The organism is Croceibacterium sp. TMG7-5b_MA50, from assembly GCF_039830145.1.
Taxonomy (GTDB): Bacteria; Pseudomonadota; Alphaproteobacteria; order Sphingomonadales; family Sphingomonadaceae; genus Croceibacterium.
The window spans coordinates 1,529,834-1,545,927 of the sequence record NZ_CP156082.1 but is presented as its reverse complement, the minus strand read 5'-3'; the positions used below and the strand labels follow the sequence as shown (position 1 = coordinate 1,545,927).

Sequence of the window (16,094 nt, the reverse complement as noted above, 5' to 3'; positions counted from 1 at the left end):
CGACAGGGATGCAGGGCGACACGATGCAGGGTGGAGAACGGGCAGGGCTGCTGTTCACGCTGGCGGGGTTTTCCATGCTTTCGGTCGGCGATGCGATCGTGAAAGGCATGGCCGGCGAATGGGCGGCGCCGGCGATGGTGCTGGTCCGCTATCTGGCCGCCATGGCGCTGCTGGGGACCTTGCTGGTCCGGAAGGAGGGCGCGGGCGCCTTGGCCGTACCGCGGGCGCCGCTGCAATGGGTGCGCGGGATCGGCATCGCGCTGTCCGCCCTGGGCATGTTCTTCGCACTGTGGATCATGCCTCTGGCGGAGGCGACGACCATCACCTTTACCCAGCCGATGATGACCGCGCTGCTCGCCATGCTGCTGCTGGGGGAGCCGGCCCGACGACAGACCTGGATCGCCACTGCCATCGCCTTTGCCGGGGTCGCTATCGTTCTGCGACCCAACCTTGCCGAAGCGGGCGCCGCCGCCTTTCTGCCCTTGGTAGGGGCGGCGGGGATGTCGGTTGTGATGGTGGCCAATCGTGCCAGCGTGGGGCATGCAAGCGTGCTGCGCATCCAATACTGGCTGTGCGTGACGGCCTTCATCTTCATGCTGCCGCTGGTGGCAGTGCTGCATGCGACCGGCCTTCCGCCGTTCCAGGTGGGTTGGCCGGACTGGAGCGTGCTGGCCCGCTGCGTCCTGATCGGCGGCACCGCAAGCCTGGGGCACTGGCTGATCTACCTGGGCGTGTCGCGCGCAGGGGCGGGTACAGTTGCGCCGATGACCTATGGCCAATTGCTGGTGGCGGTGGCGTTGGGCGCGCTGTTCTTTGGGGAAGTGCCCGACATGACCGCGCTGGCAGGTGCCGCGCTGATTGTCGGGGCCGGCCTGTATCTGTGGCGAGCCACGCAGGGGCCGCTGGTGATGGCGGAGGACAATGCCGTCGGCTGATGATCTGGCGCCGGCTTGCTGGCTATGCGGGCGGTCGCTCGGCAGCCGGGTGCAGCAGCACCATACAGTGCCCAAGTCGAAGGGAGGACGTGCGACCGTTCCGCTGCACCCGATCTGCCACAAGGCAATCCATGCGAACTTCACCAACGCGCAACTCGCGCGCATTGGCGCCGATCACGGATCCTTGCTGGAGAATGCCGATATTGCGGCCTTCGTGCGCTGGGTGGCGGGCAAGCCGCCTGACTTCCATGCGCCGACCCGCACGAAGCGACGTTGAGTCGATCAGTCGTCGACGTGCTCGGCCAGAACCGTCAGGCCCCGATCACCAACTTCGGCGAAACCGCCGCGCACCTGGATCGTCTCGGGCGCGGAATCGGCCGTACGGTAGACCTGCACCGCACCATCGCGGATGGTGGACATGAAAGGCGCATGCCCTTCTAGCACGCCGAACTCACCCTCGGTGCCCGGGACGACGACCATGTGGACGTCCTCGCTACGGACAAGCTTGGCAGGGGTCACGAGTTCGAAATGGAGCGGCATGGGTTCAATCCTTTGACGGGCGCGCGTCTACCAACGCGGCGGAGCGGCTGTCCAGCCCGAAGGCGAGGATGATGGCGATGGCGCCGGTGATGCCGTAGCCGGTCAGGCGCAGCAGGTCGGGCCAGATCATCTGGTAACTGACCGTCTGCAATCCCGCGAGCGGTACCAGCGCGATGCCGACGGCACTGCCGACGAACAGCCGCAGCAGGCCCCGGCGTTGCCCGCGCAGCAATTGAACGTGGCAGTAGAAGTTGACGGCGATGAACGGCAGACCGACCGCATAAAGCCAGACCGGCTGCGGCGGAACGCCGAGTACATGCCCCTTCAGCATAGCAAAGGCAGCATCGAATTGCTGCCAATGGGTCACGCGCCAACGATGGATATCGAATGCGGAGATCGCCAGGAAGCAGGCGATCCCGGCCCAGACCAGCCGCCGCAGCAGCCAATCGGCCATAACCTGAGAGGGATGGGCCGATTCGCCAATGGCAGAACCGGCCCGATCCCCCAATCATCAGGAACCTTCGGCCATCTTGCGGGCCTTTTCCACGGCCTCGTCAATGCCGCCGACCATGTAGAAGGCTGCTTCCGGCAAATGGTCGTATTCGCCATCGACCACCGCCTTGAAGCTACGGACGGTGTCTTCCACCTGCACGAACTTGCCGGGGATGTTGGTGAACACCTCGGCCACGTGGAAAGGCTGCGACAGGAACTTCTGGATCTTGCGCGCGCGCTGGACGGTCAGCTTGTCCTCTTCCGACAGCTCGTCCATCCCCAGAATGGCGATGATGTCCTGCAGGCTCTTGTACTTCTGCAGCGTCTCCTGAACGCGGCGGGCCACGTCGTAGTGCTCCTGCCCGACGACGGCCGGCGTCAGCACGCGGCTGGTCGAATCCAGCGGATCGACCGCCGGGTAGATGCCCAGTTCGGAGATCGCGCGGTTCAGCGTGGTGGTCGCGTCGAGGTGAGCGAAGGATGTGGCGGGCGCCGGGTCGGTAAGATCGTCCGCAGGCACGTAGATCGCCTGCACCGAGGTGATCGACCCCTTGGTGGTGGAGGTGATGCGTTCCTGCAGGTTGCCCATGTCGGTCGACAAGGTCGGCTGATAACCGACGGCCGAGGGGATACGGCCGAGCAGCGCCGACACTTCCGAACCTGCCTGGGTGAAGCGGAAGATGTTATCGACGAAGAACAGCACGTCCTGGCCTTCCTCGTCGCGGAAGTATTCCGCCATGGTCAGGCCGGACAGCGCGACGCGCGCGCGGGCACCCGGCGGCTCGTTCATCTGGCCGAACACCAGCGCCACCTTGGACCCGTCGGAGATGGCGTTGCCCTCCGCATCCTTGGCGATGACGCCCGCATCCAGGAACTCGTGGTAGAGGTCGTTGCCCTCGCGGGTACGCTCACCCACGCCGGCGAAGACGGACACGCCGCCATGCCCCTTGGCGATGTTGTTGATCAGTTCCTGGATCAGCACGGTCTTGCCGACGCCCGCGCCACCGAACAGGCCGATCTTGCCGCCGCGCGCATAGGGGGCGAGCAGGTCGATCACCTTGATGCCGGTCACCAGGATCGCGGCTTCGGTCGACTGGTCGACGAACAGCGGAGCCTCGGCATGGATCGGGGCGGAGCGGTCGGCGCCGATCGGGCCGCGCTCGTCGATCGGGTCGCCGATGACGTTCATGATGCGGCCCAGCGTCTTGGGGCCGACGGGCACGCTGATCTGCGCGCCGGTGTTCACCACGTCCTGCCCGCGGACCAGGCCGTCGGTGCCGTCCATGGCGATGCAGCGCACGGTGTTCTCACCCAGATGCTGCGCGACCTCCAGCACCAGCTTGGTGCCGTTGTTGGTGGTTTCCAGCGCGGAGAGGATCGCGGGCAGTTCACCGGCGAAGGTCACGTCGACGACGGCGCCGATGACCTGGGCGATCGTGCCCTTCTCGGTGATGTTCGGGTTGTAAGCGGGGGCGGTGGCCATGGTGTTCGTCCTTGGTCCTTAGCTCAGAGCGCTTCCGCGCCAGCAATGATTTCAATGAGTTCGGTGGTGATCGCGGCCTGGCGGCTGCGGTTGTACTGGATCGTCAGCTTGTTGATCAGGTCGCCGGCATTACGCGTGGCATTGTCCATCGCGGTCATCGACGCGCCCTGTTCACTGGCCGCATTCTCCAGCAGCGCGCCGAAGATGCGGGTCTTGAGATAACGGGGCAGCAGCTCGGCGAGAATTTCCTCCTCGTCGGGCTCGTATTCCACCACCGCGTCGTTGCTGCCGGCCTTGGGCGCAGCCTCGGGCGCGGGCACCGGGATGATCTGCTGCACCGTCGGCTCCTGCACCAGGGCGGAGCGGAAGCGGCTGAAGATCAGGTGGGCGACGTCGAACCGGCCGGCCTCGTACATCGCCACCAGCTCGTCCGCGATCCGCTCCGCCTCCGCGAAGCCGGGCTCACGGATCTCGGTCGTGTCGAATTGCGCGCTGATCCGGTCGGGATAGGTGCGGCGGATCACCGGGCGGCCCTTGCGGCCGATCAGGTAGAACTCGACGCTGTTACCCGCCGCCTCCAGCTCGCGCGCCTTCTGCAGCGCGGCGCGCACGATGTTGGAGTTGAACGCGCCTGCCAGTCCCTTGTCGCTGTTCGCCACCACCAGCAGGTGACGGGTGTCGGCGCCCGTGCCGCGCATCAGCAACGGGGCATTGGCCTGCCCCGCCACATTGCCGCTGAGCGAGGCCATCACGCCCGCCAGCCGGTCGGCGTAGGCGCGCGCGGATTCCGCCGCCGCCTGCGCCTTCCGCAGCTTGGCCGCGGCGACCATCTGCTTGGCCTTGGTGATCTTCTGGGTCGACTTGACCGAGTTGATCCGACCCTTGAGTTCCTTGAGCGAAGGCACCGGCTGTCCCTGTTCTTACGCGAAGGTCTTGCCGAACGCGTCCAGCGCGCCGACGACCTTGTCCTTCACCTCGCCTTCGAACTTCTGCGAGGAGCGGATCTCGCCCAGTACCGCAGAATGTTCGCTGCGCATGAAGGACAGCATGGCCGCCTCGTATTCCGTCACGCGGGCGACCGGGACATTGTCGAGGTAGCCGTTGGTGCCGGCGAAGATGGAGACGACCTGCTCCTCGAACGGCATGGGATCGAACTGCTTCTGCTTCAGCAGCTCGGTCAGGCGCGCACCGCGGTTCAGCAGGCGCTGCGTCGCGGCATCAAGGTCGCTGCCGAACTGGGCGAATGCGGCCATCTCGCGGTACTGCGCCAGCTCCAGCTTGATGGAGCCCGCGACCTTCTTCATCGCCTTGGTCTGCGCGGCGCCACCGACACGGCTGACCGACAGGCCCACATTAATGGCCGGACGGATGCCCTGATAGAACAGGCCCGTCTCCAGGAAGATTTGCCCGTCGGTGATGGAGATCACGTTGGTCGGGATGTAGGCCGACACGTCGCCCGCCTGCGTCTCGATGATCGGCAGCGCGGTCAGCGAGCCGCCGCCATTGGCGTCGGACATCTTGGCCGCACGCTCCAGCAGGCGGCTGTGCAGGTAGAACACGTCGCCCGGATAGGCTTCGCGGCCCGGCGGGCGGCGCAGCAGCAGCGACATCTGGCGATAGGCGACAGCCTGCTTGGACAGATCGTCATACACGATCACGGCGTGCATGCCGTTGTCGCGGAAGAACTCGCCCATCGCCGCGCCGGTATAAGGGGCCAGGTACTGCAGCGGGGCAGGCTCGCTGGCGGTGGCGGCAACGACGATGGAATATTCCATCGCGCCGTTCTCCTCCAGCTGGCGCACGATCTGCGCCACGGTGGACCGCTTCTGGCCGACGGCGACGTAGATGCAGTAGAGCTTCTTGCTCTCGTCTGTGCCGGCGTTCGCTTCCTTCTGGTTGATGAAGGTGTCGATCGCCACGGCGCTCTTGCCGGTCTGGCGGTCGCCGATGATCAGCTCGCGCTGGCCACGACCGACCGGCACCAGGGCGTCGATCGCCTTCAGGCCGGTCTGCACGGGCTCGTGGACCGACTGACGCGGGATGATGCCGGGGGCCTTGGCCTCCACACGCTTGCGCTCGGTCGTATCGATCGGGCCCTTGCCGTCGATCGGGTTACCCAGCGCATCGACCACGCGGCCCAGCAGGCCCTTGCCCACGGGCACGTCCACGATGGTGGCGGTGCGGCGCACGCTGTCGCCTTCCTTGATGCCCGCGTCGGAGCCGAAGATCACGACGCCGACATTGTCGGCCTCCAGGTTCAGGGCCATGCCCTGCAGCCCGTTGTCGAACTCGACCATCTCGCCCGCCTGCACCTCGTCCAGGCCGTGGATGCGGGCGATGCCGTCACCGACGGACAGCACGGTGCCGACTTCCGACACCTGCGCATCGGTGCCGAAGCTGGCGATCTGCTCCTTGATGACGCGGGAGATTTCTGCGGCGCGGATTTCCATGCTCTGCCTTTCGTGCAGGGTCTGATCTTCAGGCCTTCAGGGCCTGGGAGAGGGTGTTGAGACGGGTGCGGATCGAACTGTCGATCCGGCGCGAGCCGATGGTGACCACCAGCCCGCCGAGAATGTCGGGATCGACGCGGGACCGCAGCTTGACAGTGCGCCCTTCGCGCGCCCGCAGCTTGCCCTCGATCACCTGCAGTTGCTGATCGTCGAGCGGATGAGCGCTGACGACCTCCGCCGTGACCTCGCCCCGTTGCGCGGCGGCGATGGCGCCGAAAGCGCGAATGATCTCCGGCAGCTTGTCCATCCGGCGGTTCTGCGCGAGCGTGCCCAGGAAGCCGGCGGTAAGGCCGGAAATCTCCAGCGTTTCGCCGATCTCGTCGAAGACGCTGCGCAAAGCATCGCGGCTGACCTGCGGGTTGCGGATCAGCGCGCGCAGTTCGGCGCTCTCCGTCAGAGCGGCGGACAGGCGATCAAGGTCGCCTTCCACCTGGCTGACCGAACCGGCCTCGCTCGCCAGATCGAACAGAGCGGAGGCGTAGCGGCCTGCAAGACTTGCCTGAATACCGGCGGAAAGCTCCACGGCGCGAAGGTCCTCTCAAGACGGACAAAGGTGATAACACGGACCTGCCGCTTAACGGATCGCTGAATCAGCCCCCCGGCAGAATTGCCGCGCGCCTAGCATCCACATGCGCAGCTTGCAACCGGACCGCTTTGCCTTGCACGTTCAGGGCTGGCGACGGCACTGGTAGACCAGCCGTTCGTTGGGGCGCGGGGGCAACACGTTCAGCACGGCCTGCTGCCGCTCGGCCAGTTGTACCGCAGCCTCGGCTCCGCCACCACATCCCGGCGCCTCGTAGCTTCCGCGCGCCTGCCGCGCCCGTCCCAGCACGTCACGGCCGAGCAGATAGCGGTCGACGCGGTACTCTCCGGTGACGGGGTCGAAGCGGTTTACGGAGACGGCGGCCTCCTCCTCCGGCACGAGGATGCGGGTCCAGCGGCCGGCGGTCAGGGCATATTGCGTGCGGCCGTTGATGCAGCCGCCTTCCACCCAGCCGATCGTCACATCAGTCGCGGCATCGCCGATCCTGCGGCTGCGTGCATCGTCCAGGGTGCAGACATATTCACCCGCATCTCCTGCTGCCGGTGCCTCTGCCCCCGCCTGCGTGCCCGCCGCCAGTCGATCCGCCACCCGATCGTCGATGACGTTGAAGCCGGGGCGCAGCGCCCAGGCTCCGCCGGCGCCCGCCAGCGCCAGCCCGGAGACGGCAAAGGCGATCCGCTGGTGCCGTGCATCCTGCGCGCCTTCTGCAGCCGGGAATTCGCGCAGGAACAAACCGTAAAGCGCCGCCGCGAAGCCTGCCAGCAGCAGCACGAAGGCGGCAGCCATGCCGTTCTCGCGCTCGGCAATGATCGACCATTCCTCTGCCTGGCGGGCATCCGCCACTTGTCCGGCACGCTCCGCAGCGGCGGTCTGGGCCCGCCGCGCGGCATCGGCGCTGGCGCGTTCGGCCCGCGCCGCCTCCGCCGCGTCCAGCTCTGCCAGGGTGCGGCAGGCCGAGACGCTGACCACGGGCGACACTTCGTGCTCGCCCAGGAAGGGCAACAGCTCCCGCGTGGAGACCGCGAAGAAGAACTCGGCATCGGCGCTGCCGCTTTCCGCGCCGAAGGAATTGACTCCCACCACCCGGCCGCATTCGTCCAGCAGCGGGCCGCCGCTGTTGCCGCGCGCGATCGGCGCAGTGTGCAGCAGCGAATCGAACTCGCGCGAGGGGCGCCGGCCGCTGAGGAAGCCGGAGCTCTTCACCGGGGGCACCGCGCGGAACAGGTCGCCTGCGGACAGGCCCTGCGCCCGGTCGACGTTCATCGGGTACCCCACCGCCGTGACCGGCCCGGCTTCCGCTTCCGGGTTGCCGCTGATGGTCAGCGGCGGCAGGCGCATGGGTGCGGTGGTCGCCAGCAGCGCGAGATCGTTACGGGGCGAGACCGCCACCAGCCGGGCGTAGATCGCGTCGCCTCCGTCCGACGGGACCAGCCCGATGGCGAGCGCCGGGTCATCGACCGCCTGCTGCACGACATGCGCATTGGTCACCACGCGTTCGGCCCCCACGGCGAAGCCGCTGCCATGCGAGACCGGCGTGACCTGCCCGCCGCGCCGGTCGATGATGACGACGCGCACCACGCCGCGCGCCGCCGCCGCGATGTCCGACGGCTCGGCACGCGATTGCGGCGCCCAGGCGAGCAGCGTCAGGGCACACAGCAGCAGGCGAAGAAGGGCAAGGCGCATGGCGCGGGTACTTGCCGCCCGTCCGGTTTGAACGCAAGGCGCGGGATGCATCGGCGCGCAGGACCTGCCACAACCCGGTGCCATGACCGACACCGCCATCATGACCACCGCGCCGATCGACGATGACGAAGCCTGGGCCGCCGTGCTCCGCCGTGATGCGGCCGCCGACGGGCGCTTCGTCACCGGCGTGCTGTCCACCGGCATCTATTGCCGGCCGTCCTGCGCCGCTCGCCACCCACGGCGCGGCAATGTGCGGTTCTTCGCGGATGGGCCGGCCGCACAGGCGGCAGGTCTGCGCCCCTGCCTGCGCTGCCGCCCGGACGAGCAGGCGCGCGACGTGGCCGCCGTGGAGCATGCGCTGGCGCTGATCCGCGCGGCGCAGCAGCCCGTGTCTCTGGCGGAGCTGGCCGCTGCCACCGGCTACTCGCCGGCGCACTTCCAGCGCCTGTTTACCCGCGCGACCGGCCTGTCGCCGGCCGCCTATGCCCGTGCCCTGCGGCAGGAGCGCGCGGCAGCGGCGCTGAGCGAGGCGGGGGCAGTCACGCCGGCGGTCTACGATGCGGGCTTCGCCGCCCCCAGCCGCTTCTACGCCGCGGTGGATGGTCGACTGGGCATGGCGCCTTCGGTCTGGGCGCGAGGCGGGGCGGGTGTCAGGATCGAGTGGGCGGTTGTCCATACCAGCCTGGGGCAGATGCTGGTCGCCGCGACCGGCAAAGGCGTGTGCCGCCTGTCCTTTGCGGAAGGTCCGGCTGAGCTTGCCGCCCGGTTCCCGAAGGCAGATCTGGCGAAGGGCGGCGCGGCTTTCCACGCCCTGTTGGAACGGGTGGTCGCCGCCGTTGAGCAACCCGGTGCCAGTGGCAGCACCATCCCGCTGGATGTGCAGGGCACCGTGTTCCAGGAACGCATCTGGGCCGAACTGAAGCGCATTCCGGCCGGGGAAACCCGTTCCTACGCGCAGCTTGCCGCCGCCGCCGGGCAGCCCAGGGCGGTTCGCGCCGCGGGCAGCGCCAATGGCGCAAACCCGGTTGCCGTGCTGGTCCCCTGCCATCGCGTTGTGCGCAGCGGCGGAGCGCTGGGCGGCTATGCCTACGGTTCCGAAATCAAGCGCGAACTGCTACGCCGGGAAAGGGAGGGGCAGGGCTGAGCAGCCGTCCGCGGAGATGTAACGATTTGTAACTTGTACCTCGTCCGGCGCGAACCAACGTGAGCCGCAGGCCAACAGGCCGGACAACGCCCACGGTCACAAAGGCCGGGGCATCGCAGGTGGAGAACGCTTATGATCGGATTGTTTGCCGCCGCCGGGCTCACGCTCGGCGCCATTGTCGTATCGCCGCAGCAGCCGCTGGAACACCGCACGCAGATCGAGCATGCCAGTGGGGCGATCGATGCCGAATATCGCGGCATCGTCACCCTGGACGCACGGCAGATCGGCCACCCGGCGCCGGGTGGCCGCGCCGCCACGTTGCGCTGCGAATGGAACGCTGACATGGCGGTGGAGCGGGAAGCGCGCCATGCCAATGGCAGCCTGCTGTCGCGCAGCATCGACGGCAGCAAGGCACTTACGCTGACGCGGGCCGGCTGGTGCAACGCCCATCGCAGCGATGTGGCGCAGCACTTTGCGGAACGGTCGGATGAACTGCGCAGCCGGCTTGTCGCTACGGCAGAGGCCGACCGCGCCGTGCTGATCGCGCAGGTGGAACGGCAGCTGGCGATGGCGGGCGAGTGAAGCTGCTCCGACCAGCAGCAAGTGTGGTTGTGGCGGCCGTGTCGTTCGCCGGCACGGCCGCCTCGGCACAGAACGTGATATCCGTGCGTCCGGGCGTGGAGATGGCGACGGAGGAGAACCGCCGCGGCGTGAGCTGGAGCGAAGGCCGGGCGACCGCCTCTGCCGACGTGGCGCTGGGCATCGGCGCGCTGGAGGGGACGGCCCGCGTGGGCGCCCTGCGCGATGCGGGCCTGCATGGCGGGGCGGACGCGGTCATCGATCTGGGCCTCGCCGCCAGGCAGCAGGCGGGGCCGGTGGAACTGACCGCGCAAGGCATCGTGCACCTGTTCACCGGCGCCGTGGGCAAGCAGGATTACGCGGAGCTGGGCGTCACCGCCGGCTACACCCTTGGCCCGATCCGTGCCACCGGCGGGGCGTTCTATGCGCCGGCCCAGGACGCGATCGGCGGTAGCAACCTTTATCTGTTCGCCGGCGCGGATGCCGGCATCCCGGCGACCCCATTCACCGTGTATGGCCATGTCGGCCGGTCGTCAGGCGATGTGGACGATCCATTGCGCGCCAGCCGCCTGCGGCCGGGTGGCACCTATCGCGACTGGCGGGTCGGGGTCGATCACGTCACCGGACCGCTGGCCTTTTCGCTGGAATATGTCGGCACCGACATTCCCGACCGCGATGCCAAAGGCGACCATGACGACCGGCTGGTCGCACGCGCGCGCTTCAGCTTCTGAACTTGCCTGGCGTCAGGCCGATTGCCGGCGGATAAGTTGCGGGGGCAGGCTGACGGAGGCTGCAATCTCTCCCCCGATGCGACGGAACAGCAGGTCCAGCATGACCTCCGCCGCGCCCGTCAGATCCTGCCGCACGGTCGTCAGCGCGGGCACGACATGCGCGGCTAGGCTGACGTCGTCATAGCCGACGACCGCAACGTCGGCCGGGACCTGCTGCCCCGCCTCCGTCAATGCGGCGATCACGCCCATGGCGATCACGTCCGACGCGGCAACTACGGCATCGACCGGCCCGGCCTTGTCCATCAGTGCATGCAGGCAGGCGTCCCGGCGGTCAAAGGCCAGCGGCACGGGTACCTGCGGTCCGGGCGCCACGCCTGCCTCCGCCAGAGCCGAAAGGTAGCCCTGATGCCGGGCGGCAAGTTCCGGAATGTCGGTCATCCCGGCATAGGCGATCCGTCGTCGACCGGCGGCCAGCAGATGCTCCGTTGCCAGGCGGCCCCCCGCAAAATTGTCGGTGCCGACACAGCAATAGCCTTCGGTGGCCTCTCCCCAGACCACCAACGGGCCGTAGGTGCGCGCGACATCGCGAAGCTCCGGGTCCTGATCTGACTGGCAGAGCACGATGATCCCGTCCACCCGCCCGCTGCGGGCTAGGCTCTCCAGCCAGTCGGTATCGTCCGGCGCGCCGCTCTGCAGCAGCATGGCATGCCCCCGTCGCGCCAGTCCCTCCATCAGTTCACCGATCAGGGCGGTGTAGAACGGGTCAGACACCCGCTGCGCGCTGCGATGGCCCAGCGGGATCACCACGCCGATCGCCTGTGTCCGCCCAAGCCGCAGGTTGCGCGCAGTCTGGTTCACCTGGAAACCATGATCGCGCGCGATCGCCAGTACCTTCTGCCGGGTGGCGGTGCTGATTTGCGTATGCCCCGACAATGCGCGCGAGACGGTGGCCGGCGTGACCCCTGCCAGCGCGGCTATGTCCGCCAGTCGTGTCACTCGTTTGCCCGTCATGCTGCCTTTAATGGTCACGCTACCGCTCTCGACGCAAGCCTCCTGCGTACCGTCCAGACGTATGGAGCGAATGAATTATCCGCAATACGCCGCGCAGGCCAAACAAAATTGCACAAGTAGCTGCAAGTTCGACATTACCGTTTGCACTTTGGCAGCATGTTCGTAATTTGCATTGCAACGGGGCGGGATGCGGTCGCAGCGTCCGCCGTAAGCATGAGGGGTCTTGCTGAACAGCAGAGCGAACGGCCGGACAGTGAGGGAGAGGCGCCCGGAAGATCACAGAATCGGGGGGTTAGCTGAATGATTTCTAAGCAATGGGTTTCGCGCGCTGCGGTGGCGGCGGCGCTGGTCGCTGTGCCCCCGCTAGGCGCGCCGGCCGCGCTGGCGCAAGCCGCTCCGGGCGCGGAGAGCGGTACCGCCACATTTGGTGAGGAGCTGGACCAGGACCAGATCATCGTTACCGGTACACGCCGAATAGACCGTACGGTGACCGAATCCGCAGTGCCGGTGGATGTGTTCACGGCCGACGACTTGGCGACGCAGCCAAGTCCAAACCTGCAGACCATCATCCGCAACCTGGTTCCGTCCTTCAATCAGCAGCGCAATGCCGGCGCAGACGGCGCGTCCTTCGTCCGCCCACCCACGCTGCGCGGATTGCCGCCAGACCAGATCCTAGTGCTCATCAATGGCAAGCGCATGCACCGCAGCGCGCTCGTGCAGGTGGCCGGCGATTCGCTCTCCACTGGGTCACAGGGGCCCGACCTGTCGCAGCTGCCGTCCGTGGCGCTGGGCCGGGTCGAAGTGCTGCGCGATGGCGCAGCCGCGCAGTACGGCTCGGACGCGATCGCCGGCGTGATCAATCTCGGCCTCAGGGAGGATGATGACGGGTTGGAGCTGAACGCCCGCTACGGCCAGTCTTACGAAGGGGATGCGGAGGATATCCAGCTGTCGGCCAATGCCGGGTTCAAGCTGGGTGACGGCTTCTTCAACATCTCCGGCGAGTTCATCGACCAGGGCCTGTTCAACCGTGCGCTCGACCGACCGGACTCCGCCGCGCTGCGTGCGGCGGGCGTGGACGTGCCGTTCCCGCCGACCCGCTATGGCCAGCCGGAGAACACCGCCTATCGCGTGGTCATCAACTCGGCGATCCCGGTCGATGAGGCGACGGAGCTCTACTTCTTCGGCAATTACGGCCGCGCGGATCAGGAGGTGGATTTCAACTACCGCCGCCCGATCGCGGTGACCGTGCCCGGCGTCATCGCCTTCCCCGGGGTGACACCGGCCGCGCCGCAGACCTTCGGCAAGTCGGTCGGGACGATCTACCTCGACGCGATCCCCGGATTGCAGACCGCCACCGGTGCACCGGTCTACAGCAGCATCGGCCGCACGTTCGAGGCGAGCGAGTTCTTCCCCGAAGGTTTTGTGCCGCTGTTCATGTCCACCAACACGGATATCCACGGCGTCCTCGGCTATCGCGGGGAGACATCGTTCGGCATGCGCTTCGACCTCAGTGCCGCGACCGGGCGCAATCGCATCCGGTACCACATGAACGAGACGCTGAACCCGTCGCTGGGACCGCAATCGCCGACCGAGTTCTATCTCGGCTCGCTGGAGCAGCGGGAGACCAACCTCAACTTCGATGCCAGCTATCCGCTGGAAGTTGGCTTCGCCAGCCCGCTCAACATCGCCGCCGGCCTGGAATTCCGGCGCGAAACCTATGTCGTGGGCCAGGGTGACGAGGCTTCATGGGCGATCGGCCCCTATGCCACGCAGACGGTGCAGCGGCCCAATGGCACCCGGTTCCAGGCGACTGCGGCCGTGGGTGCCAACGGCTTTCCGGGTTACGGCCCGGCGTCGGTGTCGGACCAGTCGCGCAACAGCTACTCGGCCTACATCGATCTTGAGACCGATATCGTCGATGCGTTTACGCTTGGTGTCGCCGGGCGGTTCGACCACTTCTCCGACTTCGGCTCGACGGTGAACGGGAAGGTCAGCGCCCGCTACGCCTTCTCCGACGCGATCGCCATTCGCGGCAACGTGTCGACCGGCTTCCGCGCGCCGACGCCGGGTCAGTCGGCGACATCGAACGTGCAGACGGGCTTTCCCAACGGCAGCACCGTCCCGGTCGCCACCGCCACCGTGACGCCGAACAGCGTGACCGGCCTGTTCTTCGGGTCGGAACCGCTGTCGCCTGAGGAATCGGTCAGCTTCTCGGGCGGTGTGGTCATCACTCCCGACAACGGACTGAACCTGACGGTCGACTACTACAATATCGAGGTGACGGACCGCATCGCCATCACCTCCCCGTTCAACGTCACGGCGGCGCAGCAGCAGGCATTGTTCGCGCAAGGCGTCAGCAATGCGTTCGACCTTGGCCAGGTGAACTACTTCACCAACGGCTTCGCCACCCGCACGCAGGGTGTCGATGCGGTGCTGACGTATCGCGCGCCGCTTGGTTTCGGGTCGATCAACAGCTCGCTGGCGATGAACTACAACAAGAGCAAGGTGACCGACATCACCCGCCCTGCCGCGATCACCGCGCAGCGGGCGCTCAACATCGAAGGGCTCACGCCGGAGTTCCGCGGCGTGTTCGCCACCACCTTCGATGCCGACCTGTGGTACGTCACGGGCCGGGTGAACTATGCGGGTGAGATCACATCGTACAACGATGTGCTGGCGAGCGGGCCGACGGTGCAGACCTTTGGTGACGAGTTCACCTTCGACCTGGAAGTGGGAACCACCATCGCCGAACGGTTCCGCCTCGCTGCGGGCGTGGAAAATCTGTTCGACGAATATCCGGACCGCGAGATCCGCAACATCTACCCACAGACTGGCGCACAGGGCAGCGGACGCATCTACAACGATGCCTCGCCAATCGGGTATCTGGGCGGGTTCTGGTACGTCCGGGTGGGCGCCGACTTCTAGGTCGGGCCACGTCAAGTAAAGGGAAGGGCGGGGCCTGGCGGCTCCGCCCTTTTCTATGAGGCGGACGGTTCGGGGATACGGGCACGCTGCTCCAGCGGCAGGGCTGTGGTCAGCTTCAGCACCTCCACTGCAAAGGTGCTGGTCACGTTGACGATCTTCACCGACTTGATCAGCCGCTTGTACACCGCGTCGTAGGCAGCGATGTTCGCCACGGCCAGCTTGATCAGGTAATCGGTTTCACCGGCCATGCGGTAGAACTCGACCACCTCCGGCATCTCGCGGACGGTGGTGGTGAAGGTGTCGAACCATTCCTGCGAATGCTCGCTCGCCTTGACCGCGATGAACACGGTGAGGTCCAGTCCCACCTTGCGCGGGTTGAGCAGCGTGACCCGGCCGGAGATGACGCCTTCATCCTCCAGCCGGCGGATGCGCCGCCAGCAGCCGTTCTGCGACAGGCCTGTTCGTTCGGCCACCGCCGCGATGGAGAGGGAACCATCCTGCTGCAGGACATCCAGGATCTTCAGATCCGCTTCGTCCAGCGCAACCATACTGACTGTGCTAACTTTCATCGCCACGCCAATAGGGCAGGCGGCAGGCACGCGCCAGTGTCGTATGATTACAGAGGCATGTTTAGCCCGGCCTGATCTCGCGCCCGGCCAATCCGGCACTGCTACATGCTGCGATTGAACATCACCGCCGCCACGAACAGCAGGTAAAGCCCAAACACGATCTTCAGCGGCCGGCTGGGCAGGCTGTGCGCCGCCGCGACACCATAAGGTGCGGTCAGGATCGACATGGCCGCGACCGCCAGCGTAGCCGGCAGGTTGACGTAGCCGAGCGAACCCCATGGCAGGCCCTGCTGCCCCAGCCCGATGGCGACGAAGCCGATGGTTGTGGGAACCGCGATCAGCGCGCCGACGCCGCTGGCGGTCGCAATCGCCCGGTGGATGGTCCGGCCGCACAGCGTCATCATCATGATGGCGAGCGTCCCGCCGCCGATCCCCAACAGGCTGGAAAAGGTGCCGAGCCCGGTGGCGAAGGCGATTCGCACCGGGCCACCCGGCATCTGGTCCGATACGACCTTGTCGCCAAGTGCCGGCACCAGGAAGTTGATGGACATCAACGCTACGCCTGTGGCGAAGATCAGGGTCAGCAGGCGCCCGTCCACATGGTCGGCCAGCAGTACGCCTAGGCCGCAGCCCACCACGATCCAGATGGCCCAGCCGCGCAGGACCTCGAACTCAACGGCGCCGCGCCGTGCATGGGCAGACAGGGAGCGGAGCGAGGTGACGATGATGGTCGCGGCACTGGTGCCGATGGCCACATGCGCCAAGTGAGTCGGATCACCGCCCAGCAGCGGCAGGACCACCAGCAACGCCGGAACCACCACGAAGCCGCCGCCGATGCCGAACAGCCCGGCGGCAAAGCCGGCAACCAGACCTGCTGCCAGCAGGCTCAACCCCGGCACGATGATGTCGATCATATTTCCAACCCCTGCACATCAAAGGTCCGCCCCC

At 67.0% G+C, this 16,094-nt stretch carries 16 protein-coding genes; 6 read left to right on the top strand and 10 right to left on the bottom strand.

All coding sequences use genetic code 11. The features are described 5' to 3' along the window. Positions 1–8: 8 nt before the first annotated feature. Positions 9–935, top strand: coding sequence for a DMT family transporter (locus V5740_RS07440; protein WP_347301870.1), 927 nt, complete (start codon positions 9–11; stop codon positions 933–935). Further along, positions 922–1,212 (top strand): HNH endonuclease, encoded by a 291-nt coding sequence (locus tag V5740_RS07435; RefSeq protein WP_347301869.1) that lies wholly within the window; start codon positions 922–924, stop codon positions 1,210–1,212. Before V5740_RS07440 ends, V5740_RS07435 begins: the two co-directional genes overlap by 14 nt. Positions 1,213–1,217: 5 nt before the next feature. On the opposite strand, the gene V5740_RS07430 is transcribed toward V5740_RS07435, so the two are convergent. From V5740_RS07430 to V5740_RS07400, 7 genes are all read right to left on the bottom strand, one after another. Beyond that, on the bottom strand, positions 1,218–1,475 hold the full coding sequence (locus V5740_RS07430) for an ATP synthase F1 subunit epsilon (protein WP_347301868.1): 258 nt from the start codon (positions 1,473–1,475) through the stop codon (positions 1,218–1,220). 4 nt (positions 1,476–1,479) lie between these two features. After that, positions 1,480–1,929 carry a hypothetical protein gene (locus V5740_RS07425; RefSeq protein WP_347301867.1) on the bottom strand — a complete coding sequence of 150 codons (450 nt, stop codon included), beginning with the start codon at positions 1,927–1,929 and terminating at the stop codon, positions 1,480–1,482. Between the two features lie 57 nt (positions 1,930–1,986). After that, the gene (atpD, locus tag V5740_RS07420; RefSeq protein ID WP_347301866.1) at positions 1,987–3,450 is read right to left on the bottom strand and encodes a F0F1 ATP synthase subunit beta; all 1,464 of its coding nucleotides are present in this window, start codon (positions 3,448–3,450) and stop codon (positions 1,987–1,989) included. 23 nt (positions 3,451–3,473) lie between these two features. Then, positions 3,474–4,355: a F0F1 ATP synthase subunit gamma gene (locus V5740_RS07415; protein WP_347301865.1), complete on the bottom strand. Its 882-nt coding sequence runs from the start codon at positions 4,353–4,355 to the stop codon at positions 3,474–3,476. 15 nt (positions 4,356–4,370) lie between these two features. Next, positions 4,371–5,900: a F0F1 ATP synthase subunit alpha gene (gene atpA / locus V5740_RS07410; RefSeq protein ID WP_347301864.1), complete on the bottom strand. Its 1,530-nt coding sequence runs from the start codon at positions 5,898–5,900 to the stop codon at positions 4,371–4,373. A gap of 28 nt (positions 5,901–5,928) precedes the next feature. After that, a complete protein-coding gene (locus tag V5740_RS07405) occupies positions 5,929–6,483 on the bottom strand; it encodes a F0F1 ATP synthase subunit delta (protein WP_347301863.1) in 555 nt (184 codons plus the stop codon). 144 nt (positions 6,484–6,627) lie between these two features. Continuing rightward, the gene (locus tag V5740_RS07400; RefSeq protein WP_347301862.1) at positions 6,628–8,187 is read right to left on the bottom strand and encodes a serine protease; all 1,560 of its coding nucleotides are present in this window, start codon (positions 8,185–8,187) and stop codon (positions 6,628–6,630) included. A gap of 82 nt (positions 8,188–8,269) precedes the next feature. Between V5740_RS07400 and V5740_RS07395 the strand changes: the two genes are divergently transcribed. The 3 genes from V5740_RS07395 (at position 8,270) to V5740_RS07385 (ending at position 10,641) form a co-directional block, all read left to right on the top strand. Continuing rightward, a complete protein-coding gene (locus V5740_RS07395) occupies positions 8,270–9,331 on the top strand; it encodes a methylated-DNA--[protein]-cysteine S-methyltransferase (protein WP_347301861.1) in 1,062 nt (353 codons plus the stop codon). Between the two features lie 132 nt (positions 9,332–9,463). Then, positions 9,464–9,913, top strand: coding sequence for a hypothetical protein (locus tag V5740_RS07390; protein ID WP_347301860.1), 450 nt, complete (start codon positions 9,464–9,466; stop codon positions 9,911–9,913). A 23-nt stretch (positions 9,914–9,936) separates the two neighbouring features. Next, complete coding sequence (locus V5740_RS07385) at positions 9,937–10,641, top strand: TorF family putative porin (protein ID WP_347301859.1); 705 nt, start codon at positions 9,937–9,939, stop codon at positions 10,639–10,641. A 12-nt stretch (positions 10,642–10,653) separates the two neighbouring features. Here the strand turns inward: V5740_RS07385 and V5740_RS07380 are convergent, their stop codons facing one another. After that, positions 10,654–11,652 (bottom strand): LacI family DNA-binding transcriptional regulator, encoded by a 999-nt coding sequence (locus V5740_RS07380; protein WP_347301858.1) that lies wholly within the window; start codon positions 11,650–11,652, stop codon positions 10,654–10,656. A 300-nt stretch (positions 11,653–11,952) separates the two neighbouring features. Here V5740_RS07380 and V5740_RS07375 point away from each other — a divergent pair, with 300 nt between their 5' ends. Beyond that, complete coding sequence (locus tag V5740_RS07375) at positions 11,953–14,577, top strand: TonB-dependent receptor (protein ID WP_347301857.1); 2,625 nt, start codon at positions 11,953–11,955, stop codon at positions 14,575–14,577. Between the two features lie 53 nt (positions 14,578–14,630). On the opposite strand, the gene V5740_RS07370 is transcribed toward V5740_RS07375, so the two are convergent. Together V5740_RS07370 and V5740_RS07365 are read right to left on the bottom strand one after the other, a co-directional pair. After that, positions 14,631–15,125 (bottom strand): Lrp/AsnC family transcriptional regulator, encoded by a 495-nt coding sequence (locus tag V5740_RS07370; RefSeq protein WP_347301856.1) that lies wholly within the window; start codon positions 15,123–15,125, stop codon positions 14,631–14,633. Between the two features lie 122 nt (positions 15,126–15,247). Then, entirely contained in the window at positions 15,248–16,060 is an 813-nt protein-coding gene (locus V5740_RS07365) for a sulfite exporter TauE/SafE family protein (protein WP_347301855.1), read from the bottom strand. Positions 16,061–16,094 lie beyond the last annotated feature (34 nt).